26 protein-coding genes, 1 rRNA gene and 1 pseudogene are annotated in these 24,920 nt (G+C 60.9%); 17 read left to right on the top strand and 11 right to left on the bottom strand.

Annotated features, from left to right (window positions below):
* Positions 1-76 precede the first annotated feature (76 nt).
* From Har1131_RS16975 to rrf, 4 genes are all read left to right on the top strand, one after another.
* On the top strand, positions 77-946 hold the full coding sequence (locus Har1131_RS16975; RefSeq protein ID WP_014031111.1) for a winged helix-turn-helix domain-containing protein: 870 nt from the start codon (positions 77-79) through the stop codon (positions 944-946).
* A gap of 147 nt (positions 947-1,093) precedes the next feature.
* Positions 1,094-2,419 carry a hypothetical protein gene (locus Har1131_RS16970; RefSeq protein ID WP_129756252.1) on the top strand — a complete coding sequence of 442 codons (1,326 nt, stop codon included), beginning with the start codon at positions 1,094-1,096 and terminating at the stop codon, positions 2,417-2,419.
* 161 nt (positions 2,420-2,580) lie between these two features.
* Complete coding sequence (locus tag Har1131_RS16965; protein WP_151147587.1) at positions 2,581-3,198, top strand: nitroreductase family protein; 618 nt, start codon at positions 2,581-2,583, stop codon at positions 3,196-3,198.
* Between the two features lie 250 nt (positions 3,199-3,448).
* Positions 3,449-3,571, top strand: a 5S ribosomal RNA gene (rrf, locus tag Har1131_RS16960).
* Between the two features lie 113 nt (positions 3,572-3,684).
* Here rrf and Har1131_RS16955 read toward each other — a convergent pair.
* Entirely contained in the window at positions 3,685-4,557 is an 873-nt protein-coding gene (locus Har1131_RS16955) for a universal stress protein (RefSeq protein ID WP_014031108.1), read from the bottom strand.
* 401 nt (positions 4,558-4,958) lie between these two features.
* Between Har1131_RS16955 and Har1131_RS16950 the strand changes: the two genes are divergently transcribed.
* The 4 genes from Har1131_RS16950 to Har1131_RS16935 all read left to right on the top strand — a co-directional run bounded on the left by Har1131_RS16950 (position 4,959) and on the right by Har1131_RS16935 (position 8,793).
* The gene (locus Har1131_RS16950) at positions 4,959-5,723 is read left to right on the top strand and encodes an Lrp/AsnC family transcriptional regulator (RefSeq protein WP_014031107.1); all 765 of its coding nucleotides are present in this window, start codon (positions 4,959-4,961) and stop codon (positions 5,721-5,723) included.
* A 285-nt stretch (positions 5,724-6,008) separates the two neighbouring features.
* Positions 6,009-6,368 (top strand): hypothetical protein, encoded by a 360-nt coding sequence (locus Har1131_RS16945; RefSeq protein WP_050038343.1) that lies wholly within the window; start codon positions 6,009-6,011, stop codon positions 6,366-6,368.
* Positions 6,369-6,412: 44 nt separating this feature from the next.
* Positions 6,413-7,123 (top strand): TrkA family potassium uptake protein, encoded by a 711-nt coding sequence (locus Har1131_RS16940; protein ID WP_064289095.1) that lies wholly within the window; start codon positions 6,413-6,415, stop codon positions 7,121-7,123.
* A gap of 110 nt (positions 7,124-7,233) precedes the next feature.
* Positions 7,234-8,793: a TrkH family potassium uptake protein gene (locus tag Har1131_RS16935; protein ID WP_151104177.1), complete on the top strand. Its 1,560-nt coding sequence runs from the start codon at positions 7,234-7,236 to the stop codon at positions 8,791-8,793.
* 29 nt (positions 8,794-8,822) lie between these two features.
* On the opposite strand, the gene Har1131_RS16930 is transcribed toward Har1131_RS16935, so the two are convergent.
* The 5 genes and pseudogenes from Har1131_RS16930 to Har1131_RS16910 all read right to left on the bottom strand — a co-directional run bounded on the left by Har1131_RS16930 (position 8,823) and on the right by Har1131_RS16910 (position 13,289).
* Positions 8,823-9,482: a cytochrome c biogenesis protein CcdA gene (locus tag Har1131_RS16930; RefSeq protein WP_014031103.1), complete on the bottom strand. Its 660-nt coding sequence runs from the start codon at positions 9,480-9,482 to the stop codon at positions 8,823-8,825.
* A 1-nt stretch (position 9,483) separates the two neighbouring features.
* The gene (locus Har1131_RS16925; protein WP_050007886.1) at positions 9,484-10,011 is read right to left on the bottom strand and encodes a TlpA disulfide reductase family protein; all 528 of its coding nucleotides are present in this window, start codon (positions 10,009-10,011) and stop codon (positions 9,484-9,486) included.
* Positions 10,008-10,685, bottom strand: a complete 678-nt coding sequence (locus Har1131_RS16920; RefSeq protein ID WP_151147584.1) for an SCO family protein — start codon at positions 10,683-10,685, stop codon at positions 10,008-10,010. Before Har1131_RS16920 ends, Har1131_RS16925 begins: the two co-directional genes overlap by 4 nt.
* A 440-nt stretch (positions 10,686-11,125) precedes the next feature.
* Positions 11,126-11,859, bottom strand: a pseudogene (locus tag Har1131_RS16915) (universal stress protein).
* 2 nt (positions 11,860-11,861) lie between these two features.
* Positions 11,862-13,289 carry an APC family permease gene (locus Har1131_RS16910; RefSeq protein WP_008311883.1) on the bottom strand — a complete coding sequence of 476 codons (1,428 nt, stop codon included), beginning with the start codon at positions 13,287-13,289 and terminating at the stop codon, positions 11,862-11,864.
* A gap of 169 nt (positions 13,290-13,458) precedes the next feature.
* Here Har1131_RS16910 and Har1131_RS16905 point away from each other — a divergent pair, with 169 nt between their 5' ends.
* Both Har1131_RS16905 and Har1131_RS22600 read left to right on the top strand, forming a co-directional pair.
* Entirely contained in the window at positions 13,459-14,700 is a 1,242-nt protein-coding gene (locus Har1131_RS16905) for an inorganic phosphate transporter (protein ID WP_151147581.1), read from the top strand.
* Between the two features lie 410 nt (positions 14,701-15,110).
* Entirely contained in the window at positions 15,111-15,242 is a 132-nt protein-coding gene (locus tag Har1131_RS22600; RefSeq protein WP_255518503.1) for a hypothetical protein, read from the top strand.
* 66 nt (positions 15,243-15,308) lie between these two features.
* On the opposite strand, the gene Har1131_RS21875 is transcribed toward Har1131_RS22600, so the two are convergent.
* Both Har1131_RS21875 and Har1131_RS16895 read right to left on the bottom strand, forming a co-directional pair.
* Positions 15,309-15,482 (bottom strand): hypothetical protein, encoded by a 174-nt coding sequence (locus Har1131_RS21875; RefSeq protein WP_165353796.1) that lies wholly within the window; start codon positions 15,480-15,482, stop codon positions 15,309-15,311.
* A gap of 188 nt (positions 15,483-15,670) precedes the next feature.
* Entirely contained in the window at positions 15,671-16,873 is a 1,203-nt protein-coding gene (locus tag Har1131_RS16895; protein WP_151147578.1) for a PQQ-dependent sugar dehydrogenase, read from the bottom strand.
* Positions 16,874-17,030: 157 nt separating this feature from the next.
* Between Har1131_RS16895 and Har1131_RS16890 the strand changes: the two genes are divergently transcribed.
* Positions 17,031-17,705 (top strand): ribonuclease HI family protein, encoded by a 675-nt coding sequence (locus Har1131_RS16890; protein WP_151104181.1) that lies wholly within the window; start codon positions 17,031-17,033, stop codon positions 17,703-17,705.
* Positions 17,706-17,826: 121 nt separating this feature from the next.
* Positions 17,827-18,900 (top strand): NAD(P)/FAD-dependent oxidoreductase, encoded by a 1,074-nt coding sequence (locus tag Har1131_RS16885; protein WP_151147575.1) that lies wholly within the window; start codon positions 17,827-17,829, stop codon positions 18,898-18,900.
* A 65-nt stretch (positions 18,901-18,965) separates the two neighbouring features.
* On the opposite strand, the gene Har1131_RS16880 is transcribed toward Har1131_RS16885, so the two are convergent.
* Positions 18,966-19,391, bottom strand: coding sequence for a ribbon-helix-helix domain-containing protein (locus Har1131_RS16880; RefSeq protein WP_014031092.1), 426 nt, complete (start codon positions 19,389-19,391; stop codon positions 18,966-18,968).
* Positions 19,392-19,622: 231 nt separating this feature from the next.
* Between Har1131_RS16880 and Har1131_RS16875 the strand changes: the two genes are divergently transcribed.
* The 3 genes from Har1131_RS16875 to Har1131_RS16865 all read left to right on the top strand — a co-directional run bounded on the left by Har1131_RS16875 (position 19,623) and on the right by Har1131_RS16865 (position 22,185).
* A complete protein-coding gene (locus Har1131_RS16875; protein WP_050038345.1) occupies positions 19,623-20,978 on the top strand; it encodes a sulfatase in 1,356 nt (451 codons plus the stop codon).
* 120 nt (positions 20,979-21,098) lie between these two features.
* A complete protein-coding gene (locus Har1131_RS16870; RefSeq protein WP_064289090.1) occupies positions 21,099-21,533 on the top strand; it encodes a universal stress protein in 435 nt (144 codons plus the stop codon).
* 454 nt (positions 21,534-21,987) lie between these two features.
* Complete coding sequence (locus Har1131_RS16865) at positions 21,988-22,185, top strand: heavy-metal-associated domain-containing protein (RefSeq protein ID WP_151147573.1); 198 nt, start codon at positions 21,988-21,990, stop codon at positions 22,183-22,185.
* A 109-nt stretch (positions 22,186-22,294) separates the two neighbouring features.
* On the opposite strand, the gene Har1131_RS16860 is transcribed toward Har1131_RS16865, so the two are convergent.
* A complete protein-coding gene (locus Har1131_RS16860; protein WP_014031088.1) occupies positions 22,295-22,558 on the bottom strand; it encodes an MTH865 family protein in 264 nt (87 codons plus the stop codon).
* 61 nt (positions 22,559-22,619) lie between these two features.
* Positions 22,620-22,832 carry a hypothetical protein gene (locus Har1131_RS16855; protein ID WP_014031087.1) on the bottom strand — a complete coding sequence of 71 codons (213 nt, stop codon included), beginning with the start codon at positions 22,830-22,832 and terminating at the stop codon, positions 22,620-22,622.
* Between the two features lie 226 nt (positions 22,833-23,058).
* On the opposite strand from Har1131_RS16855, the gene Har1131_RS16850 reads away from it, so the two are divergent.
* Both Har1131_RS16850 and Har1131_RS16845 read left to right on the top strand, forming a co-directional pair.
* Positions 23,059-24,249 carry a PQQ-binding-like beta-propeller repeat protein gene (locus tag Har1131_RS16850; protein ID WP_014031086.1) on the top strand — a complete coding sequence of 397 codons (1,191 nt, stop codon included), beginning with the start codon at positions 23,059-23,061 and terminating at the stop codon, positions 24,247-24,249.
* 249 nt (positions 24,250-24,498) lie between these two features.
* On the top strand, positions 24,499-24,882 hold the full coding sequence (locus Har1131_RS16845) for a hypothetical protein (RefSeq protein ID WP_044952865.1): 384 nt from the start codon (positions 24,499-24,501) through the stop codon (positions 24,880-24,882).
* Positions 24,883-24,920: the final 38 nt, after the last annotated feature.

The following is a 24,920-nucleotide window of genomic DNA, read 5'->3' as shown; positions in this document are numbered from 1 at the left end:
ACGTACATCTAAACTCGGACAACAGGCCGAAGGAGAAACTGTTTTAGGCAGTCCTAAACTATCGCTGGATACCCAAATGACGACCGCAAACCTGCAGAACGGAACAGCGGCCCGGTCCGCCGAGGGGCTGTCGAGCGATGCCATCGAAGCGGTGGCGTTCCTCGCCCGCTCGGAACACCGCCTTCGCGTCCTCGAACTCTTGTCTGACGGTCCCTGCAGTCGTGACGAACTGAGCGACCGGACGGGGGTGACGCGCGTGACGCTCAGTCGAATCCTCGGTGACTTAGAGGACCGTGACTGGATCACGCGACGGAACGGGGAGAAGGTGTACGCGCTAACCGGCCTGGGAAAGCTTGTCTACGACGATTTCACGCAGTTACTCGGGACGGTTTCCATCGGACAGGAGTATCCCGACGTCGTCCAGCGACTGCCGACAGACTGGTTCGACTTCGATCTGCGGTGTCTCGCCGAGGGACAACTCGTGGCCGACCAGAGTGCCGACCCACTCGCCGCGGCCCGCATCGTCGCTAACGCTATCCAGAACGCGTCGTCGTTCCGCTCGCTCCTAGGAACGTTCATCGCGCTCCCGATGTACACGTACGAGGAGGCGGTACGGGCAGGCAACGAAGCGGATGGGACCGTCGTGTTCGACACCGACCTGACCGAGACGATGCTTTCAGACGCTGACCTCCGTGGCCGCTGGCAGACTATCGAGGCCGCGACGGCGTCCGTGACGTACTACAGTCTCGACGAATCTGTTCCCTGCAGTATCGACCTCATCGACGGCGAAACGGTGTTTCTGACCATCGACCGGGAGCGCGACATCGGATTCGATATCATCCGCTGTACGCACCCCGATGTGATCGGGTGGGCAGCAGGAGTAATCGACGAGGCCCAAACGGCGGCCGCTCCGCTCAGCCACCACACTGACACCGCCGATACTTGAATACGGCCTGAATCGCCCACGCGATATGTATTAGACGGTACAATTGTCAGAGATGTTTTGGCCGAAGTGTCACTCGCCGTCCGTGTTGGTATAACTGTTGTTTGAGTAATCGATAGCTCTTAACACATGACAAGGTAGATATGTTATATGGCCCCGCATCGACTCCACCACCTCGCCCTCCTCTGTCTGGTCTGTGCGTCGCTCCTCGTCACTGCCATGCCCGCTGGTGCAGCGCCGCCGCCGCGGCCGCTGTGTGACGCCTGCGGTGACACGTTCGAATCGACGGCCGAGTCCCACGGCGTCTCGGTCACTGTCACCCACAGCAACGCTACCGTCGCCGTCAACGCCAACGGAAGCGCAACGTGGGTCGTCCACAACCGCCTGTCCGACTCAGATGGGGTTGCACGTCTCCGGGCGAACGAGAGCCTCCGAACCGCTATCGCCGACAGAGCGATGTGGGACACCGAGCTTCTGAGCGCGAACGTCTCCGGCGACGGCGTCATAACGCTGCGCTACCGCGAGGCCGATTTCGCCGAGCAGTCTGTCGGCGGGGCGGTCCGCACTGGCGAGTTTACCGAAGCCTACGGCTATCGAAACCTCGACGGCCTCGGCGCTGACCGCCTCGTCATCGTTGCCCCCGATGGGATGCGAGTCGGGCGGACCATTGACGGCGCGACCGTCTCAGACGACGGCCAGCGGATGACGCTGACCGAACTGAACGACGGGCGTGTCGTGACGTTCGTCCCCCGTGATACGGCCGTTGGGCCGGTGTTGAGTCTCCTCGCGGTCGGAACACTTCTCGGTCCCGTGATGGCGGTGAAGGCGCTCGCATACATCACGCTCCCCGCAGCGGTGTTTACCCTCTTGATCGGCGCGGCCGCTGGAGGGCTCTCTTGGCTCGATTGGGACCTCAAACGAGTCCGGGACTCCGCAGGCGTCGCATTCGCCGGGTTCGGCGCGTTAGCGACTGCCCTGTCGCTGCTTGGAGCGACGGGCGTTTTGCGGTTGGGTGGGATAGCGGCACCGCTGTTCGGTGGTGGCACTGCGCTGTTCGTGTGTGGAATAGCACTTTCACAGCGGCGTGTCCGTGAGCGCGCGAGCTATCGTGCGGTCGTTGGCGGTGCAGTAGTCGGAGCGAGCATCGCGCTGGGAGCGACGATAGTGGCGGCTCCGATGGTCGTCACGGACGGATTCACGCCCCCGGTGTCGGCGCTGTTAGTTCTTGGACCCGCGTTCGTGCTTCTCCCGGCCGGGTACGCAGTCGGCCACGGGAACCGTCGGTTAGCGATGAAAACGGCCGCTATCGGGTTCGTACTGTCGATGCTACCGGTACTCCCGGTACTGCCTGCGCCGTTCGGACTGGGCGTGCTTTTTGTCCCTATTGCCACAGCCAGCGCCGCCGTCGTTGCTATCGCCGGCCTCCCGATATTCCTCACCGGCGTCTCGCTCGGCGTTCCATCATCGGCCCACTGACCGATCCGCAGGCTACAGTCGCAGTGAGTTGCTCAGCCGTGTGTGGCTGTGACACTTCGTATCTTATTACTCGACAGGTACTGACTGATAGCGTCGGTGTCACCTGATTGTGGCTGTGTTGCCATCAATACATAAGCGGGCGTACCGAACGACCGTACACGATGTCACAGACGTATCACAGCCGTAGCCTCGACGACGAGATTTCGGAACACCGGGACCCTGCTCACGACGTCGACCCGCTCTTCGTTAATCGCTGGTCGCCGCGTGCGATGGCTGGTGATTCGCTTGCTGAAGATGACCTGCTGCCGCTGTTTGAAGCCGCGCGCTGGGCACCGTCCGCATTCAACAATCAGCATTGGCGATTCGTCTACGCCACCCGTGAGGACGACGAATGGGAGTCGTTCCTCGGCCTGCTGAACGAAGCCAACCGCTCATGGGCACGCAATGCTGGCGCGCTCATCGCCGTTTTCTCGAAGGTCACCCTCGAGCACAACGGCGAGTCCGCTGGGACGCGTTCGTTCGATACCGGTGCTGCGTGGCAGAATCTCGCTCTGGAGGGCGCCCGGCGCGACTTGGCTGTTCACCCGATGGCGGGCTTCGACTGGGATCGGATCCACGAAGCTCTGGGCGTCCCAGAAGACGAATTCGACGCCGAAGCAATGATCGCCGTCGGTGAACGGGCTGATCCCGAGACGTTACCTGAGGACCTCAAAGAGCACGAAAAGCCGAGCGGTCGGAAACCACTTGACGAAATAGTCTTCAGCGGCCAGTTCGAATGAGCGATGGACTGAGATCTAAACACTAGCCTGAACGTTCACACTGGCCGTGGCGAGATCAGGACTCCCGACGATGATATCGAATTAACCGGTAGTCCTGAGAAGTGGATTAGCGGACCGGAACGCGATTACGAACCGATTGGGACGGTCTCGTGTTCCGTGCAGACCTGTTCCATTGAGTGACTGGACGATATTTCGACGGCTCCCGTCTCCAAGTAGCTACTCTTATACCTGTGGCCGTCAGAGGTATCGTATAGGCGGCCACAGCGGTGGGGTTGCCTCCCGTACCCATCCCGAACACGGAAGATAAGCCCACCAGCGTTCCGGGGAGTACTGGAGTGCGCGAGCCTCTGGGAAACGCGGTTCGCCGCCACCATTCATATCTGTTCATACGAACTGGCGAGCGACGCGGCCTCGCTGTAGGACAGTCGCGCCGCGGAGACCAGCATCACAGCAAGGTCAAGTTCCGGAGCACTCAGCCTGAATCGGTCAGTTTCGCTCGAAGCCGAATCCCTCATCACCGCCATCTCGCTGGACGGTCAGTACTGCGTTTTCGGATTCGTCCGTGACGGCCGCAGTCACCGAGCCCGTGACGAACTCCCGGAGGCGGCTCTGGGTCGGTTTGCCCATCACTGTGACATTGTAGTGAGCGGACTCGTTGATAATTGCCTCCGCGACATCGGGTGCTTCGAGATGCCACGTATCTACTGTGACTGCCTCGGGGAGGCGGCTTCGTGCTGTTTCGAACAGCGTCGATGCTCGTGCCACCGCAGTCTCGTCTTTCGTTTCGGACACATGGAAGAGGTCGACAGGTGCATCTGCACCCATCGCTAACGCGCCGCCGACGACAACGCCGAGGGCGGAATGCGTGCCCTCTGCAATCGGGACAAGTACCGACGAAATTCCCGAGTCAGCCCGTGAGTACGTGACTGAGACGACATCACACGATGCTTTCTTTCGCATCCGGTCGGCTGCGTCACCTCGGAGCCCCTCGCCGAATAATTCGGGCGTGTGCTCGTCCAGTACAGCCAACTGGACGTGGCGCTGCTGTGCGACGTTGATTGCTGTCTTGAGTGGCGTGTCGGTCTCTTCGACGATCAAATGCGCGTCAGCGGTGTGCGTCTCGTCCAGTCGCGCCTGCAGTAGCTTTCGACCGACGGACGTGGTCTCCGAACTCCGGGTAGCATCACCCGTGAACAGATCGAGAACGAGCAGTTCCCCGCCGACACCGTCTGCAATGTTCAGTGCCGTCTCGAACGTGAAGTCGTCGTGTGTCCCGAAAATCGGATAGAGGATTCGTTGTGGTGGCGCGGTATCGGACCGCTCCAGAAACTCCTGCAGACTAGTTTCAGCGTGAGCCATGCTACGTACTGATTGTTTATCCGCAATAAATACGCCGGTAGATTGTGCATACCGTAGTATGTATCGAATGAAATCCATATTCGCCAAAGAGCGGCGGCAGCGACACCCGAGCACAAGCGAGCGTAGTGAATGGTGACCCGTAGACCGGAACTCGGGGCCAGTTCGGTTGCAAAAGCTGTCCCGATGAATAGTCCAGCGGAAATGTAGTTTGCCGCTTCCAGAGTTCCGGACGCCGACCCGGCCTGGATACCAGTATTTGAGAACCGCACGACCGCTGTGCACCGCCACAAACGTTATCACGCTGTCAGCGTCAGCATCCGCTCGTCGTGATTTCGAACCACAGGCCGGCGTCCGTCGCGCTCAGGGGAAAAAGGGATTGGCACGCACCCTGTAGTCCCCGTATGAGTCGGCGTCTCGACGAAATCGACAGGCGCATCATCCACGCGCTGCAGCAGGACGCTCGGAACATCTCGGCCCCGATGGTCGCGGAGGAGATGGACGTCTCTCCGGGGACGATTCGCAACCGCATCAATCAGCTCGAAGATGCGGGCATTATCAAGGGGTATCACGCCGATATCGACTACGAGCGGTGTGAGAGTCGCTTGACCAATCTGTTCGTCTGTAACACCTCTGCGAGCGAGCGGGAGAACCTGGCCAGAAAGGCGCTCACGGTCCCCGGTGTGGTGAACGTTCGGGAACTCCGGACCGGCCGCGGCAACCTCCAGATCAAGGCCGTCGGCGAGGAAATGAGTGACCTCACCCGGATCGCCCACCAGCTCAGCAAGCTCGGCCTGGAGATCGAGGACGAGGACCTGATTCAGGAGGAGTATTTCACGCCCTACGAACCGTTCGGGCCGGACGGCGCGAGCAAGCAGGGGGCGATGACCGACATGGTGTCACTCTCCGGCGGCGCGGAAGTGGTCGACGTGACCGTCAGTCCGGAAGCCCCGATTGTGGACACGACACTTCGTGATGCGAACGAACAGTCACTACTCGACGAAGAGGTCCTTATCATCGCTATCGAACGAGGTGACGAGATGATTACGCCGAAAGGCGATACAGAAATCCGTGCCGGCGACCTTATCTCCGTGTTTGCTCGGGACGGGGTACCCGAGTCGACGCTGGACGCGTTCGGTGAGACGAACGAACCGATTACGCCGTCGTAAACCCTGTCTGGTGACCGTTCTCCCGACGCAGGGTTTTGTACTGAATTGCACATCGCGCTTTTTTTGACCGCGTTCGAGCAGGCAGCCACTACAAGCGCTGATATCATATACAAATTGACAGTATTTTGGAGTGATGAATTTAGTAGGCATAAAATACGTATTCAGTAGTTAATCGGCAACACTTATTATGAGTCAGTATTCTAGCAGTGACTACGATCTCAGCAACAGCAGGGATAGGAGGCCGGAAGATGCGCCGACTGTCCGTACGAGGTACGCAACGAATATATGACTGTACTCGATACCCAACCGCCTGAAAGCGTCCCCGAGGAAGCGATCACTGCACTGCAGGACAGTAGTGACAGCCAACTCAGCGATATTGTCCATTACGCACAGCAGTTGCTCCGCGAACACCCGCCGCTCACTGAGGCTATCGAAGCCCGGGAGGGCGAGACACTCGTTCGGACGGAGGACCACGGGGCATACACGATTGTCGTCGTCGAACGGCCTGACGAGACCGGAGAGGGGCGTGGCCCCTTCGCCTACCGTGTCCAGTGGGAACCCGATATCGAGGGTGAGGGCGGCAAGTACCGGTGGCACTATCTCGGGGAAGTCTTCGATTCGGAGCGGACGGTGAGTGAGGCGTGATCCCTGGTGTCTGCGGATTTTACAGCACCTAGCACACAGAACATATGTACATAATCACTGTCGGAGCAGGCGATATCGGAACGCCGCTCATCGAGATTGCAACGGGAACCGGAAACGAAGTCGTCGTCATCGAGCGGGACGCGGCGAGGGCGGACGAAGTCGCCAGCGAGTTCGACTGTATGGTCCTCAACGCGGATGCGACCGTCAAAGAGACGCTTGAGGATGCCGGTGCCGACCGCGCGGATGCCATCATCACGACGACAGACCAGGATGCGACCAACGTCATGGTGTCCCTCCTGGCACAGGAACTGGACATCCCTGCAATCGTCTCGGTCGTCCACAATCCGGAGCACATGAACCTGTTTAAACAGATCGGCGTCAACACGATGGAGAACCCACAGCGCCTCATTGCGGAGTCACTCTTCCGGTCCGTCGACCGGCCATCGATTGTTGACTACATGCGGGTCGGCGACGTTGCCGAAGTGTTCGAGATTACAGTCACCGAGGCGGCACCGATTGCCGGGCTGACACTCATTGAAGCCGACGAGGAGGGACTGTTGGATGCCGATACGCTCGTTGTCGCGATTGAACGGAAAGACGCCGACGCACCCATCACGCCCCGAGGGCAGACCCGTATCGAAGCAGGCGACCTGTTGACGGTGTACTCCGGATCGGGGGCGACGCCCGAGGTGACGGACATCTTCGGCCATTACGAAGACCACGCAACGAACGATTCGAACGGGTTCGGCCTATGAGCAGTCCGTTGCCCACCACTCTGAGAATCCGGTGACCGATATGCCGATGATGAGACTTCGATTACGCCGCTGTTTCCGCCTCGGTTGTCGGCCTAGTCGTTATTGCTAACATGATTGTAAACGGACGAACCGTCGGACGTGACGTCGGTCGCATCGTGCAAGCCATATCGTTGATGATGGTGATCTCGGTTCTCGTCGCAGCGGTAAACGGCGAGTTCTTCGCGGTTCCGGCCTTCATCATCACGGCGCTCGTCATGGCCGCTCTCGGGAGCGGACTCGTCTGGCGCTATCAGGATGCCGAGCCGCCGGAGAAACGCGAGGCGATGGTCACCGCAGCCACAGCATGGGGACTTATCGGTATCCTCGGCGGCCTCCCGTTCCTCCTCATCGCATGGACCATCCAGCTCGACCCGCTCCCCGTCTGGATGAACACGCCAGCGATGGATGAGACCACAGCTGTGTTTCTCAACCCGCTGGATGCCGTGTTCGAAAGCATGAGCGGTTTCACCGGAACCGGGCTTACGGTGGCCGAAACCGAAGAGCAACTGCCGCGGTCGCTGCACTGGTGGCGGTCGTTCATCGAGTGGGTCGGTGGCGTCGGCGTGATTGTCCTGACCGTCGCTATTCTTCAACGCGGCGGCGGGAGCAGTGGCTCGTATACGCTCTACGAGAGTGAGGCCCGCTCCGAGAAGATTCATCCGAGCATCGTCACCACCGTCCGGGAGATCTGGAAGATCTTCGTCGGACTGACACTCGGCTCGATTGCCCTGTTCCTGCTGGCTGGCATGCCGTTATGGGACGCTATCAACCACGGGATGACCGGTATTGCGACGGGCGGCTTCTCCGTTCACTCGGCGTCGATTGGCTTCTACGACAGCCCGTTGATCGAGTACGCGACGGTGCCCGTCATGGTCGCGGGTAGTATCGCCTTCCCCATCCACTATCTGATCTTCAAAGGCGAAATACGGAACCTGTACGCCGACTTACAGACCCGGTGGGTGTTTATCTGGTTTACCGCTGGCTCCCTCGTCCTGACGGGGATTCTATACGCGAACGGTCAGTACGCGACACTCGAAGAGACGTTCAGGGTTGCGCTGTTCCAGTTCGTCTCCGCGACCTCAAACACCGGCTTCGGAAGCGCGTCAATCGGCGGCGGGACCGAGCAGGTATGGAGTGCGGGCGCGACACTGTGGGCCTGTCTCGGGATGCTCACTGGCGGTGCAGCAGGGTCGACAGTCAGCGGCCTCAAGCTCATCCGAGTGGTAACATTAGTCAAGGGGGCCGTCTGGCAGATACAGGACGTGTTCCGCCCGCAAACCGCTATCAAGTACTTGCAGATCGGCGAGCGCCGTCTCAGCGAAGAACAGGCACAGCGCGAGTACACCGAAGCGACGGTCGTGTTCATCCTCTGGATTACGTTCCTCGTCATCGGTGTCGCGGTCCTGCTCCGCGTTCTCTCACCGGCTCACCCGCTCGAATACGTCATTTTCGACGTGATGAGCGCACAGAGCAACGTCGGCCTCAGCAGTGGCATCACTGGGCCAGATATGCCCGACACTGCGAAGGCTATGCTGATACTCAATATGTGGGTCGGCCGGCTCGAAATCATTCCCATCGCCGTACTGATCGGGTCGGTCCTGCAGCGACTCGATTTGTACCGACGCGGGTGACCAGTGCATCCACGCGAACGTAGCGCGGACTACAAGACACCGAGTTCGAACACTGCGAGATAAATCTGTCCGCCGCCGGCTACTATCATCACGACGGCTGCAAGCTGGTGCATTCGTTGCAGGTGCGTACCAACGGTGCGCCAGAGTTCGATGCCAGCGCCCGCAAGGAGTGTCACACCGACAAGCGGAATTGCTACCCCGAGCGCGTACACCGCCAGTACGAGAACGCTTGTGCGGAGTGGCAACGCGAGGGCCTGAGAGACCACACCGAAGAACAACGGGACGACACAGCCCGCTGCAGCGACCGCGTACACAGCACCGAACACACCGAACCCGGTTACCGACGCCGGTCGTGCTGGTAACGGGACGCGGAGTTCTGGCTCACTGTTCAGGAGCATCACGACGCCGAACGCGATCAGACCGAGTCCGATTACCGGTTCGAGCATCGGGAGTGCGTTTTTCAGTGGCTGCCCGAGTGCGAGGACGAGCAGCGCGACGAGGGTAAGCGCAAGGAGTGCCCCACCAGCAGCGGCGGTGGCAGGTGGTAGCATACCGACATCTCGGTCGCTCTCGTTCATGTAGTACCCGATATACCCCGGGAGCAGCGGGAACGCACACGGCGCGAAAAACGTCGTGATGCCTGCGCCCGCGGCGAACGCGAGTGTCCCGAGTACGGCAGCTCCGGCCATCTCACACCAGTGCGTCGAGTTCGTCTCGAAGCGTCCCTTCCCCGGCGAGTCCGCTGTGGCCGAACTGGACGGTCCCGCTCTCGTCAGTAATCGCGATGTACGGGAGTCCGTCCGCCCCGAGTGCCGCCAGCAACTCGCTTCCGGGGTCGAGGCCGACAGTCCAGACACCGCCGTTCCGGTTCCACCACGCGCTGATGTCAGCCCTCGTCAGTGTCTCGCTGGGCCGCTCGTTCGTCACTGAGACGAACGACACGTCAGTGTACTCGGGCTGCATCGCGTTTAGTATCCGGAGTTGGTCGTCACAGGGCGCACACCACGTAGCGAAGAGGTCGATCACCGTGACAGTTCCCGGGGTCGGCACGGCTGTCTCGCCTGCCGACGAGCCGTGTGCATCTAGCGTCTCCACGCGGATCGGAAGCTGTTCTGTGTTCCCGGTCTGGCTACCCGACAGCCCGTTCTGGGCAACCCATAGACTCCCACCGGTGAGACCGAGCCCTGCCATCGCTGCCACGACCTGTCGGCGGTTCACGCGTTTCTCACCGTGTTCAGGTCGGAAATGATGGTTTCTTCGTCCGGCGACTTCGAGCGGTAGGCACGCTCGACGAACCCATCAGCGTTGACCAGGAGCGTCAGTGCTGTGTGCGTGAACATGTACATATCCATGTCCTCAGGTTCGGTTCGCTGGAACACAACCCCGAACTGTTCCTGTATGACATCCTTGGCTCGCTGCTTCGACGCTGGCCGAAGGAACTGCCAGTTCTCGCTATCGACGTCGACGTTCATCTCGTCCGCGTACGCCCCGAGTCGTTCTGCAGTGTCACGAGCGGGGTCGAAGGTCATCGGGAGGAACCGGACCGCATCAGCGTAGCCGTTGTTCTGTGCGTGGCTCTGAATGTTCCGCTGGGTCGAGATGAGAACGGGGCACACGGTCTGGCAGTGGCTGTAAAAAAACGTGAGGAGGGCTGGGGTTTCAACGTCGCGCAGTCGAATCTCTGTGGATTCGGCCGGCGCAGGGACACTCACGTCCGGAATCTGCTCGCCCCACGCAGGATACGGAACGTCGCTGCTCTTGAACTCGCGGTCGGGCTCTTCGAGGACGACATCGGGGTTCGAATCCCCGAAGCGACCACCACCGAGACACCCGGCGACTCCAACAATCGTTCCAACCGCACCGGTCGATTTGAGAACCGTCCGTCGGCGCATATGCGGTACTTGCGCCCTCTAATATTTGGCTAATCTGGTGTGACTCTCGTAAACCGTCTCGCGCCTGCTTTCGCGTGGTTTCGGACTCTGGGAACGGTAAAAGTACAGCGAAGCAAAGGAAATGGATTCCGGCCCGGTGTGACTCCGGTGCCTTGGAGTGACTCCTGTATTGGGAGTACGTATCACAGCTTACCGAGAAGCCGTGTACCTCGAACTATCTGGCGATCACAGCCGTGTATTACAGTTCCTCCCGAAGGATACTGGCCGTTCGCAGTGTGGCACCGTCGGCGTCTCCGGACGCCCACTGAACCGATATGTCGTCCTCACTGTACCGTGAGATAACATGGACGTGAGCGTGGCAGGCGTCTATCCGTGGTCGGTGGTGAACTGAACCCGGGAGGGCTATCATGCACCACCGACCACTTAGCCGACTAGGTGAGTTACTCGTCCTCGTCCTCCGGAGCGGGTTCGCGCTGGACCACGAACACCGGCCCGAGAAATCGCTCGGCGATCTGGTCGGCAGGCATCCCGAACACGAACGTCGCCAGGGACGGGTCGGTTTCACCCATGACAACCGTATCGAACGAGTCAGCTATGTCTGCAATCGCGTCGAGGGGATCCTGATCGCGGTCGATACGGGTCTCGACCCTCGAGGGGTCCATCCCGAACTCCGCCAACCGATCCGCCATCCCCCGAGGAGTGTCTGGATATCGTCGTCCGTCGTGTCTTCATCCGCAACGTGATACAACGTTACGTCGGCGTCCATCTCTCCGAACACACTCGCGACGACACGGGCGAGGCGATCAACCCCGATGGCCCCGCGGACTGGGACTAGCACGTCTTCGACCGGCCCCGTCGCGTTCGGAACGAGGACAGCCATGCAGTCGTGCTCAGCAATCATACGGTCGATGGTCTTCTGGCCGTCGTGGGTGAACACGAGTCGCCGCTCGACAGTGGCTCCGGCTCCCTCGAACATGGCTTCGTAGTCATCGAGCCGTTCCAGGGCCCGGTCCTCGAACTGCATCCGCGCCTGTCCGGGAGCAGTCTGTTCCGGGATGACGTGATACCCCAGCAGGACAACGTGGGCGTGTGCGAGAAGTTCGGGGACACCCTCGGGGACCGATTCCCCTTCGAGCACGCGGAGCGGAACGAGTATTGATGGTCGGTCCGTCATAATCAGATGTCTCCTTTGAGTGTCACGTCCCCAGCGTAATAACGGTACCAGAGATACGAGGCGAGCATGACCACGATGCCGATACCGATTGACGCGGGCTGCATGAAGACGATTAGTCCGAAACTCGCGAGCGCGCCCACAACCGGGACCACCGGATAGCCCGGCACCTGATAGCTTGGCGAGTACCACTCCGGGTTCCGACGGCGCAACACGATCAGGGCGATACACATCAGCCCGTACATAATCAGGTGGAGGAACGAAGCGACTTCGGCGAGGAGTTCGACCCGCCCAGTCGCGACGAGGACGAGGATCGGGCCGCCAGCGGAGAGCAGTGCGACGTGTGGTGTGCCGTAGCGGAGGTTGACCTCGCTCGCCTTTCTGGGGAGCAACGCATCGCGGCTCAGAGCGTACACTGCCCGCGAGGCACTGAGAATCGACGCGTTCGCGCTCGAAAACGTCGCCAACAGCCCGGCACCCAGGATCGCGACCGCACCGGGTAGCCCGAGGAAGTCACGGGCGACTTCGACCATCGCAGTCTCCCCGAATTCCCCCAGCCGATCAGCACCGAACGCGCTGGTCGCGACGAAAATCGTGACAACATAAAAGACGGTAACGATCAGGACCGAGCCGACCATCGCCAGCGGGAGGTTCCGACCCGGTTGCTTGATTTCACCCGCGACAGTTGCGACCTGAGCGAACCCCAGATACGACGTGAACACGAGCGCAGCGGTCGTCAATACTGGGAGGTACCCTTTCGAGAAGAACTGCTCCGGCACGGTGCCGCCACCGAATACGCCAACAGCGTCGAGGACACCGTAGGAAAGGAAGCCCGTGAGTACGACGAGGAGAACCCCGACCACCACGTTCTGAATCTTCGCGGTATTTTCCGTGCCGCCGATACTCAATGCAGTCAGTGCGGCCCCGAACAACAGTCCGATGCCGATGACCGGACTGAACGGGAGCGCGACGTTGAGCTCGGCGAACACAGCGCTCGCGTAGTGACCGAGCCCGACCAGATAGAACGCCGAAGCGAACATCAGCCCCAGCCACAGCCCGAGGCCGACGATTGCGCCGTAGGCCGTCCCCATCCCCCGCGAGATGAAGTAGTAGCCGCCACCACTTCGGGGCATCGCCGTGGCGAGTTCGGAGGTCGGCAGCGCCACAAGCAACGCGATCAGGCCGCCGATCGCAAAGGAGAGCGTGGCTGCGAGCCCAGCGTTGGCGGCCGCCAGCCCTGGAAACACGAAGATTCCGGCCCCGATCATCGTCCCGATTCCGATTGCCAGCCCGCCAACGAGCCCGATAGTCCGTTCGAGTTCGACGTCGTCGTGGACGACCGCGTCGTCGGTGACGGATTCCGGCTCCTCGGCGGGTGCCTCACCGGCGACGTTCTCGCCTCCCGGTTCGACGTCGACAGGCTGGTCAGTCATATGACAGGGATAGTTTCACCTGTCGGATAAAACCGCCGACGGAATGTGTGACCGACGCCGCGGGTAGCACTGGTCGGCAGCCTCGTACAGGATCAAACCTCTCAGCACCGAAGACAGATGAACAGGCCATTATGCCTGTATCCGAAATGGTCCGTAGAGGATCATATTCATGGTCTCGCTGCTTCTCGTCCTCGGTTTACTCGTCGCCGGGTTTGTGGGATTTAACATCGGCGGTTCGTCAACAGGCGTCGCGTTCGGGCCGGCTGTCGGGAGCAAGCTGGTCAGGAAGGTAACAGCGGCGGCACTGTTCAGCGTGTTCGCGTTCATCGGAGCGTGGACAGTCGGCCGCAACGTCATCGTCACGATGAGCGAGGGGATCGTACCGGCCGCACAGTTCACCCCGGTAGCCGGTGTCGGCGTCCTGTTTTTCACTGGCCTCTCGCTGCTGGTTTCAAACATCTATGGCGTCCCCGCATCGACCTCGATGACGGCTGTGGGGGCGATTGTGGGGCTCGGACTCGCGACGGGATCACTCAACGAGGCGTTGATGTTTACAATCGTCTCCGCGTGGATCGTCGCCCCGCTCATCGGCCTCGTCATCGGGGCGGCCATCGGTCGGTACGCCTATCCGCAACTCGAAGCTCGACTGTCGTTTACGCGCCTCGAACGGCAGTTGGTACAGATCGACCGGTCGGGCCGGTTCCCCCGCCTCCGCCTCAACAGAAACGCGTCCCCCCGTGACCTCATCGGGTCGGCGCTGGTGTTGGCCATCGCCTGTTACATGGGTTTCAGCGCGGGGGCCTCGAACGCTGCGAACGCAGTCGCCCCGCTGGTCGGCAACGGGGCCGTCAGTATCGACCAGGGAGTGCTCCTCGCGGTCGCAGCCATCAGCCTCGGTGGGTTCACCATCGCCAGACGCACTCTCGCAACCGTCGGCGACGGCATTACTGACCTACCGATTCTGGCAGCCCTCATCGTCTCCTCCGTCGGTGCGACGATCATCACCGTCCTCTCGTACTACGGCATTCCGGCGAGCCTCGCGGTGAGCACGACCTGCTGTATCATCGGTCTAGGGTGGGGCCGAGCGAGTCGCGCTGTCACGCTTACGGAACTCGCGACGCCACCGTCCGAGTCCAAGCCGGGGCCGAATCTCAGTACCGGCGCGCTCGCCGCCCCATCAACCAAGGATGAGAAGCCAGCGGGTCCAACTGTGGGCGAACTCGCAGCCGGAGAGTCCCCTACCCCCGAGACGTCTCCATCAGTCCCAGCCATTGGCGAGGAGGACATCGAGGAACTGACCGCCGAGGACCTGTTCGATCCGGCAGCGACGAGCCGAATCGTCATTCTCTGGGTCCTCACGCCGTCGCTGTCTGTCGTCGGATCGTACCTCCTCTTCGCTCTCCTGCTGTGAGCCAGTCGTCCGACCGGCCCCGTCGGTGATTTGGGAAGTACTTGGACCACGAGCACCGGGGGGGCCGCGAAAATGAGTACGAGTCCCGAGAGCGCCATGAGTGAGACGAGGTAGTTCATCTGCGGGCTCGTCCACGGGGCGTCCCCGCCGTAGCCCACGGTGGTGACCGTTTGAACGATGACCCCCACCGAGCGGTACAACGGCTGAGGCCGCCCCTCCCACGTAGCCATCCCGTAGTTGTAGAGAACCACGAACCCAGAGAGCACGATGACGACGATGACGAGATAATAGACGATGAGCCGCGTTCGCCGGTCCATGCTTCGGCATCAGGTGTCAGACCGATAATAGCTACTCCCGAGAGGGAGCGGTTCAATCACCGGTGAGCTGCCAACCGACTCATCATCGAGGTCATGGGGAGAAGGACACTTGCGGAAAAGGGACTCGAATCGGGCGACCCGATCAAGCCCAAGGAACCGCTCGGTTCCACCGAGGAAGCCGAGACGCCCGCCGACGACTACCCTCACAGGCGTTCATATCGGTAGAGCAGTACAGCCCCGCAAACCGCTCTGCCTCATCCTGATACCGGACCCCATGTCGCGTTTCCGATATCAGACGCTATCGGCGGTTTCCGATCCGTCGCTATCCCGCCGTGCGAGTAGGATGCCGGCAATGAAACAGGCAGCCCCCAGCCCGTAGAGGCCATAGCTCAGAGGTGCCGTGACGAGGAACCCTGCGACGATCAGTACTCCGAACGCGGCGTGCAGAATCGCAGTCTGGTTCACAGCCAGTGTAGCGGGTTCAGAAGCAAAAATGGCGCGGTACCGGCCTCGCTGGTCGAGTCTGATCGATAGGGATCTGTGGGAGTATGGGACCAGAACGGCCCCGATCACCGTTGGTGCATCGCTCCAACACTAATTCAGATTACGGACACAGGTCGCCAGCCCACACGGTTGTCGCCGAATCACTCGATTCAGGCGGGGCGGAGTCGCACGATAGGTGCGTCAGACGAGTCGATTGCAGCGAGGACGTGTCCGGTTTCGGGCTCGACCACCACGTCGCGGATGCGCCACCCGCGGTCGGCGAGGAGGGGCGTCGCTTCTTCGACTGTTCGCCCATCGACGGTGAACCGGGCGAGATACTGTGAGGCCAGCCCGCCGACGAGCAAGTCGCCGGTCCACTCCGTGAAGGCGTCACCGGTGTAGAACGTCGTGCCGCTGGGCGGGAAGCCACCCGATCCGCAGTCCCACGAATACACTGGTGCAACAACGTCGTCGCGCTCCGCGTGGCTGACGCCGATCGGATCGCCGCTGCCGTAGGTACAGCCCTCGTCGGCGACCGGCCAGCCGTAGTTGGCGCCCCGTTCGACGATGTTGATTTCGTCGCCGTCCTGCTCGCCGAACTCGGTCTGCCAGATGTCGCCGGTATCGGGGTGGACGGTCATCCCCTGGGCGTTGCGGTGGCCGTAGCTGAATATCGAATCGACCGCGTCCGGGTCGTCGGTGAACGGGTTCGCGTCGGGAATCCCACCCGAGGGCGTCAGCCGAAGCGTGGTCCCGAGTTCGTTCGTCCTGTCCTGCGCGACGTGGTCGGGCCCGAAGTCCTTGAACTGTCTGTCGCCGACAGTCACGTACACCAACCCGTCCGGGCCGAACACGACGCGAGACCCGAAGTGCCCGTCAGAATCGATAAAGGGCTCCGCGACGTGCAGTTGTTCAAACGTCTCGAACTGCGCGTCAGCGGCGTTCAGGCGACCACGGCCCAGATGTGTCGCCGACCCACCGCTGTCGTTGGCTTTCGAATATGTCAGATACACCCAGGCCGGGTCCGGAAAGTCGGGGTGGAGCGCCGCATCGAGCATCCCGCCCTGACCGCTCGCGTACACCGACGGTGCGCCAGTGACAGGCGTAATTGTTCCGTCGGCCGAATCGACCACCACCACGCGGCCGACGCGCTCTGTGACTAGCAACTGTGAGCCGTCGGGCAGCGGCGTGACGCTCCAGGGCGATTCGAGTCCGTCGGCGACGGTCTCGACAGCCGTCTCTGAACCGTCGGCCTGTCCGGAAGCCGTCGCTGTCGCGCCGTCCCCTTGCTGGTCGTCACTGGGGGCACTACAGCCTGCGAGTGTTCCAGCGGCCGTGAGCCCGCTCACAGCGAGGAACGTCCGTCGGTCCATTGTAGCTACAGCTACGGTCGCGGGGCTGTTAACTGCGGTCCCGATTGGTTTATCAGAAACCCGACTCGTCAGTAGCCGGTACTCACGGGACGCATCCTGCCATCCCTCGCCTATCGCGGCGAAGTGTCTTTTAGCCACCCGCAGCTACGCATTATTGATGGACCGTCACAATCAGCCAGCAGGTGAGAGAGAGCGTCTGCCAGCGGAGACGCTCTCGCCGCTGGCGACGCGGGTCGACGAGCTGCTGGCCCTGTATCGATACGAACTCACCCCCGCTATCGATGCGATCAATGCTGCCGTCGCTGGCTACGGTGGCCTGTTCGACCCGGAGACATCCGCCGATGAAATACGGACCGCAATCGACGAGCTTGTTGTATCTGGCCCGCCCCCGTCACAGCAGGGCGCGGCTACTTCCGACGTGTCACAGGTAGTGCTCTATGTGGACGGCAGCGCACACAGTAACGGGCCGGCCGGTGCCGGTGCTGTGATTCAGGCCGATGAGACACCGATTGCCCGACTCGGGCGTCCGGTCGGCTCTCGGACGAACAACAACGTCGCCGAATACGCCGCCCTCCATCTCGGACTGCGGGCACTGGCGACACGGTGTGACCCAGAGACGGTCGAGATACGCATCGATTCGATGACCGTCATCAACCACATCTGGGGTAACAAAGAGAGCACCGTGAAAGCGACGCCGTACAGCACGGCGATCACTGACCACCTGTCGGCGCTGCCCGCCCACGAATGGACGCATCTGGCCGACAGTGATCCGAACCCGGCTGATGCACAGGCGACGGTCGGGGCCGACATCGCAGCCCTCGGCCCTGGGTGAGACAGGGGTGCCAGCGAGCCTGTCGTTCGCGTCGCTCGCGGAGCGTAACACCAGCGTCGAATTGCTGTGTAGATGGCCGCTGTTCTGCTGTTTTTATTCCTCGAGCACGTATTCTGTGTTAATGTACACCGATGGGCGGTACGACTATGACGTGGCCGTGGTCGGCGGCGGGCCGGCCGGGCTGACGAGCGCACTGTACACCACCCGACTGGGGATGGACACGATCGTTATCAACCGCGGTGGCGGCCGCGCCGCGATGATGACCGACACGCACAACGTCATCGGCGTCACCGAGGACGTTTCGGGGAACGAATTCTTAGAAACTGCACGCGAGCAGGTGCAGGATTACGGCGGGACCTACGAGCGGGGCTTCGTCGAATCGGTCGAACCACTCGCCGACGGGAACGAGGACGGGTTCACCGTGACGACGAGCGACGATGAGTTGGCAGTAAAGCGAGTCGTCCTTGCGACCGGGTTCGCCGACGAGCGTCCGGATCCGCCGCTGCCGCGGACCGGGAAAGGGCTGCACTGGTGTCTCCACTGTGACGCGTTCATGTTCGTCGGCGAGCCCGTCTTCGTCATGGGCACCGGCGAAGCCGCGGCCCACGTCGCGATGATTATGCTGAATTACACCGACGACGTGGACATACTGACTCGCGGCGACGAGCCGGAGTGGAGCGACGAGACGCAGACGATGCTCGACAATCACCCGGTCGATATCGTCGATACAGAGCTGTCGGGCAAGCGGACTGACGACGACGGCTGGCTATCGGCCTACGAGTTCGAGGACGGGAGCGTTCGGGAGTACAAGGGCGGCTTCCCGATGCTCGGGTCGGACTATCACGCGGAACTGGCCGACGAACTGGGACTCGATAGAAACGACGACGGGACGGTAGCCGTCGACGACCACGGCGAGACCAGTGTCTCCGGCGTCTACGCCGTTGGTGACCTCACGCCGGGCCACAACCAGATCCCGATCGCGATGGGCGAGGGCGCAGACGCGGGCATCGCTATCCACAAAGACCTCAGGAAATACCCCCGTTCAGTCGACGATATCGAGTCCGAGGGTGCGGTCGAAGACGTGGACGTTCCTGCTGTCTCGGAAGAACTGTTCGCGACAGCGCTGGCACACGAGGGACACGCCGCCGGGCCACGCTCGGAGGCAATGCCAGAGGCCCGCGCTGACGACGACTGACGCGCCGGCGAATAGTTCAACCGGTGATGCGGCGAGGGAGCCGAGTATCGGCTCCGGGAAACGACCTATTCGTCTTCGGTTTCGCGCTGTCGGTAGGGTTCGAGCAAGTCGTCAAGGAGCAAACAGCGGGGGTCGGTGACGGGGTACGCAGTGTCGATGTACTCTTCTGCCGTCTCGATGTCACCGCGGATCGCGAACTGCCGGACGCGCGCCGCGTTCTCGTAGAAGTTCTCGTTGATCTCCGGCGACATCTCGGCCCCGCTGGAAGCCGGCTGGTGCTGGAAGACCTCTTTCTGTAGCTCGTCGAAATCAACCATCTCGGGCTCGTAGTCCTCGATCTCCGAAAGGACGTACTCGACAGCGAAGCGTTGAAACTCGGACTTGTTCGAGAAGACACCCTCCGCTACCATCTCCTCGACGCAGTCCATCACCGTTTCGGGAAACCGGACCGTCGATTTGACCACGTTGTTGGTATCAGACTGTCGACCCATATAAAATATACTCACGCGAGGCCCGACCCAGTGCGTCTTGAGAGCATAGCGTAGCTCCAGCAGCGACGAACTACCTCGAAGTGGTGAGAATATCGCGAGCGTCTTGTATCGCAGCGAGAGACAAATCAGACGCGTACTGGTAGAAGATCTCGGTGCTGGTCACTGGTGCTGTCGTGAAAGATAGCGATTACAGAACATACTTTTGCCGTGGATACCTTTTAAATCCTGACAATGGGTCGCCCGAACGTGTTACTCGTCGTTCTTGATTGTGTCCGTGCGGCGAACACCTCGCTGTTGGGTCATCGACGCAGGACCACCCCCTTTCTCGAAGCGTTCGGTCGTGAGGCGACGGTGTACACGCAGGCACGGACAACCGCGAGCTGGTCGTTGCCGGCCCATACGAGCCTGTTCACCGGAGTTCCGGCGGAGGGCCACACGCTCAAGATTACCGAACGGCTGCAGCCCGGCCAGACGATCTTTGATTTCCTCCACAAGGAAGGATACGAAACTGGCGTATTCACCGAGAACCCGTATCTCACCGTTCATCCATCCGGGCTCAGCGACAGCTTCGAGACCGTCGTCACGGAACGGCCCGATTCAACAGACGTTGACGACCCGTCCGAAACCCGCAACGGTGTCGACGGCTTCTGGTACGCCGACGAGCTGACTGAGTGGGTCGACGAGCAAACTGAGTCCTGGGCCGCGTGCCTCAATCTGATGGACGCGCACATGCCGTACGCGACGCGGGACGCCTACGACGAGTGGGGCGCGGACCTGTACTGGGGAATGCACGACGAACTCCCGATCAAGTGGGAGTGGAGCGTCTACGGAGAGCAACTCCCGCCGGGCGTCGGACAGCTGCTCGAACCGCTGTACGACGGCGCGATTCGACAGACTGACGCTATTCTGGAGCAGGTGATTGGTGACCTGGAAGCACGCGGCGTTTTAGACGACACGCTGGTCGTCATCACGGCGGACCACGGTGACGGATTCGGAGAACCCCCACAGGCCGCCACAGAGCCACCCGCGGTCATGCACGGGATGGGCACGCAGGAGGAACTGTTTCACGTCCCACTCGTCGTCCGAGGTCCGGGGCAGACCGAGGGGCGGCGAATCGAGTCCCTGGCGACGCTGTCGCGGTTTCCTGACGCCGTGTTGGCTGCCTTCGACGGGGAAGTGGACGACTCCGGGTGGTTCGTCGCACCAGACGGGCAGACGACTGCGTACCAGGCACCACCGACCGGGCAGACGGCAGAGTACGCCGAGCAGTACACTGACGAGCCGGACCGGTTCCAACAGCCGGCGTCGCTCGTGTACCAGAACGGACCCGGTGACACCGTATACAAGCGCGCAGCGTGGGGAGCGGATGAGTACGAAGCGGTCGTGCGGGGCCGGCGGTCCGAGCCCAGCGACGGCACACCTATCGATCGCCCACCGTCAGACGTTGTCGCTGACTCCGCAGAGCAAAGTGAGACACTCGACATCACCGAACTCGCTGCCGGGGAGGACGAAATGGCAGAATACGATATCGATGGCTTCGACGACGTCGACCTCGAGTCGCGGTTGGAGCGACTCGGCTATCTCTAAGTCGGTGCCACGCAGGCCTGCACCGAGCATCGTCCGCCACAACCGTGGTACAGCTGCCGTGTTTGCGATGCCTGAACAGAATCGAAAGGGATGTTTGTGACAACTTGATTTGTACGAACGATGTATAGCGATATTCTCGTTCCAACGGATGGGAGTGCGTCAATGAAGCAGGTACTGGAACACACAATCGACATTGCCGACGGGCGGGACGTCACCGTCCACGCGCTGTATGTCGTCGACGACCGAGCGTTCCTGTCGATGGATGACGAGATGCAGGACGAGGTGCTGGAGAACCTGCGAACGGAGGGCGAAGAGGCCACGTCGGTCGTCCGAGACACGCTGGAACAGGAAGGAATCGAGGTCTCGACGGCTATCCAGCGGGGCAAACCAGCAGACCGCATCGTATCGTACGTTGCTGACGCCGACATCGACCTGGTTACGATGGGAACGCAGGCAGACAAGTACGAAAAGAACATGCTCGGGAGCACAGCGCAGAAGGTCGTCACGAAGTCGTCCGTTCCGGTACTCACTGTTGACGTTTCCGAGTCGGACTAGGTGTGTAGTCACACACTGGCCGCAAGCAGTTCTCCGGCGGTAGCGATTGTTACGGGCTCGACGGACCGTGGTACGACTTGAGCAGGCCAGAACAATCCCATCACCCGTCGCTTAAAGGTTCCAGCAGCCGCGTCGCTCTTGGACTAGACCCGCTGCCAATCGGCTGTGAGAGCTATGGACACGCCTCGGCGGTACTTATTGTCGGTCAGAACCGGATACTGAGATGAGTTCCGCTATCGGCGAGACTGGCCGAGCGCTACTGGGCGTAAATCTGGAACGGTTCGATACTTCTCTGTGTTGAGTATAGATCCAAGTATTGATAATAATCTCATATAGAAGCACTATGTATTGAATTGTTGAAACCAACTATACTTATCCAGATGTCACTATTAGGTGCTGTTCTGGCGGCTAAGTCGTAACCCAGAAGTTCTGCGCATCCTTCGTCAAAACTGCTATGTCTACGACGTTGACCGTCGAAGGGATGAGTTGTGGTCACTGCGAGCAAACCGTCGAGGAGGCCATCGAGGCGCTCGCTGGTGTCCAAGGCGCTGAAGCCAACAAAGACGCCGAGCAGGTGTCTGTCGACGGCGACGTCAGCACAGAACAACTCATCGCCGCTGTGGAGGACGCGGGGTATGACGCAAAGGCCTGAGGCAGTCCCACCGCGAATACTGTTGTAGCTGTTGTCGACACGACTTCGTTAGCTACTGCTGAGTAGCGACTACCCATCACGCAGTCAGGCGGTGTGAGGAAAGTCCCGCTCAGTCAAACAGCCCCTCTTCCCGAAAGCCAACCATCAGATCGTCGATAAGGGCTGCAGCTGTCTCGTAGGGATAGTCCTGATACTCAGCGTATTCTGTGCCAAAATCCATCACCCCCACGCTGACGTCCCCTGCTTCGAACGTCGTACTTGGGCCGTCCGGCAGAACTGGCACCAGCTCCATCGGTTCCTCGACGGGGTATTCGGCGCTGGTGAAAACTGCCTCTAATTCCGCTCTAAGCTGTTCGGCAGTGTCTTCTGTCATAGTGGAGACTTGGTTGAGAAAGACAAAAGGCTTGTTCTGTGACAACGGTAGGAGTAGCGGATCACTCGGTATAGCCGAGGTCGCGGAGGTTTTTCAGGATCTCTTCGTCTTCAACGGCAGTATCGATGGCTTCGTCCACGATATCCTGTCGCTGTTGCACTACTTGGAGAAGCTGTCGCGCACTTCTGAGTTTGTATCGGACATCGGGGTCGTCCACGTCGTCGAAAGCGCCCTCCAGCAGTTCGTCAATTGTGGCGAGTGTCGTTTCAGCCATAGAACCGCTATTGGGAGTGATTTACTAAGTTTTGCTGGATTTGCCCGTGAAGTGAGCCTTGATTAATAGGAGAGAGTCTCCCACACTGTTGCTCAGAGTGTGTGTGAGTCTTCTGGAAAACCGGAAGCTGAAATTCTTGCATATTGAGATATCATATTAACATTTTTTATTGAGCTATCGAAATGAGCAGTCGATGCCCTCCACGTTGCGGCGGACATTCCTCGGAATGGTCGCCACTGGATCAGTCGCCAGCATCGCTGGCTGTTCGTCGTCGTGCCCTGACGACGGCGCACCAGACCCATCGCATACAGTTGACCCGGGAGTCAACAGCGCCGGCTTCGAGACAGTGCCCGACGGCTCGTGGCCGTTGCCGCGGTTTGACACGACGAACACAGGCTATGCGCCGGTCGGGATGGAAACCACGACGCCGTCGGTCAGATGGCACGCAGATATTTCAACATCGTCTGGTGGCGGTGAAACCGCCGGTGCAAGCGCGGGGGTTGTCGCCGACGGAACTGTCGTGCTAACGACAGCGACCGGTGTCGTCGCCCTATCGCTCCGTGACGGCACAGAACAGTGGCGGCGCGATCTCACACCGGCGACAGTTCCGTCAGTGGTCGACATTGGAGACGAACCAGCGCCGCCGGTAATATCCAACAGTCGCGTCTTTCTCGCGACAGCGGACAGTGTCACTGCACTTGAAATTGGAGATGGATCTGTTGCGTGGCGAAACACCGACACGGCCGGGGCAGGCGTTCCGACAGTGACTGATGACGCCCTGTTCGTTCCCACGACTGACGGGGTAGCGAGATTTGCGACCGACGACGGACGCCGGCAGTGGACGGCGACCGCCGACGGGACGAGGCTGGCCGCAGCCGACAGTACCGTCGTCATCGCCGGTGAGAAGATAACGGCAGTGGATGCCGCAGCCGGCGAGGTCCAGTGGGAACACTCGGACCGACCTTCGGGATACCCCGTCGTCTCTGACGGGACCGTTTATGTGAGCGGTACGTACGGCGACCTGATAGGTCGGTCACTCACCGACGGGACCGAGCAGTGGCGTCTCGACGACAGACGGTCACTCGAATTTCCGGTCGTGACGCCCGATAGCGTGTACGCAATCGAGCGCCCCGGTGAGTCATCCAGCGCGACGTTCGCCTTCGACCGCGTCGATAACGGGCCACCGAAGCCCCGGTGGTGCTCCGAAATCAATATCGGTGGCGCGGTGACTGCCGCGGCTGACGACGCTGTGTTCACATTCCAGAGTGACGATGGCCTCACCGCGTTCACCACGCGCCTCGGCGAGGCAGTATGGCAGTATCCGGCCGAGTATCAGGCTGTCTCACTGGCGGTACTCGATGGCGGAATCGTGAGCGTGTCGCCGGACGGAACCGTCGTGGCTCTCGGAGGTGAGTGATCCGCTATGTGGCGTCGCTCATATCGGCTCGCCGGTCCGATCCTCGGTTTGAGTGCAGTCTGTCTGCTCATCACCGCAGTGCCGCTCGAACTCTGGCCGACACCGCGGCCGGGTGATTCGTATGTGTTCAACCCACCGGCGTTTAGCGCAATTTGGGTACAACGGACGCTCAGGCCGGGACTCATCATAAGCGCGAATGCGCTGCTGTTAGTCGGGCTGAGCACAGTACTCAGGCGTGACAGCGCGTCGATGTCTCGCTTGCAGCGCGCGTTCGCATTCGGCGCTCTCTTTGGGACTGGCGGCTGTGTGCTTGGAACGCTGTTGTTCACCACAGCCGGCACAAACGATATCGGGAGAGAAATAACCGCCTTCCTCATCTGGGCTCTTGCGATCCCGTTCGTAATCCTGGGACTCGTCGGCTGGGGCATCGGCTACCTGCGGGCAGACAGTACTCGACTCGGTGCCGCCCTCACTGTCCCACCAGTACTCGCTGTTGCGTACATCGGTCTCTCGATGGCAGGTGTCGACTTCTCACCCGTTGGCAGGCTGCTGTTGATTATCCCGACGAGTGGCATGGCGCTTGTCGTCGGCTACGACCTGTGGACCGACAACACCGTCTCCGAGGAAAGATAACGGGGCCAACGGCGACCTGTTCCAGACAACGAACAGCC

Origin of the sequence: Haloarcula sp. CBA1131, assembly GCF_008728975.1 — an archaeon.
Classification (GTDB): domain Archaea; phylum Halobacteriota; class Halobacteria; order Halobacteriales; family Haloarculaceae; genus Haloarcula; species Haloarcula hispanica.
The sequence above is the reverse complement of the archived record's forward strand: the minus strand, read 5'-3'. Positions and strand labels throughout refer to the sequence as shown.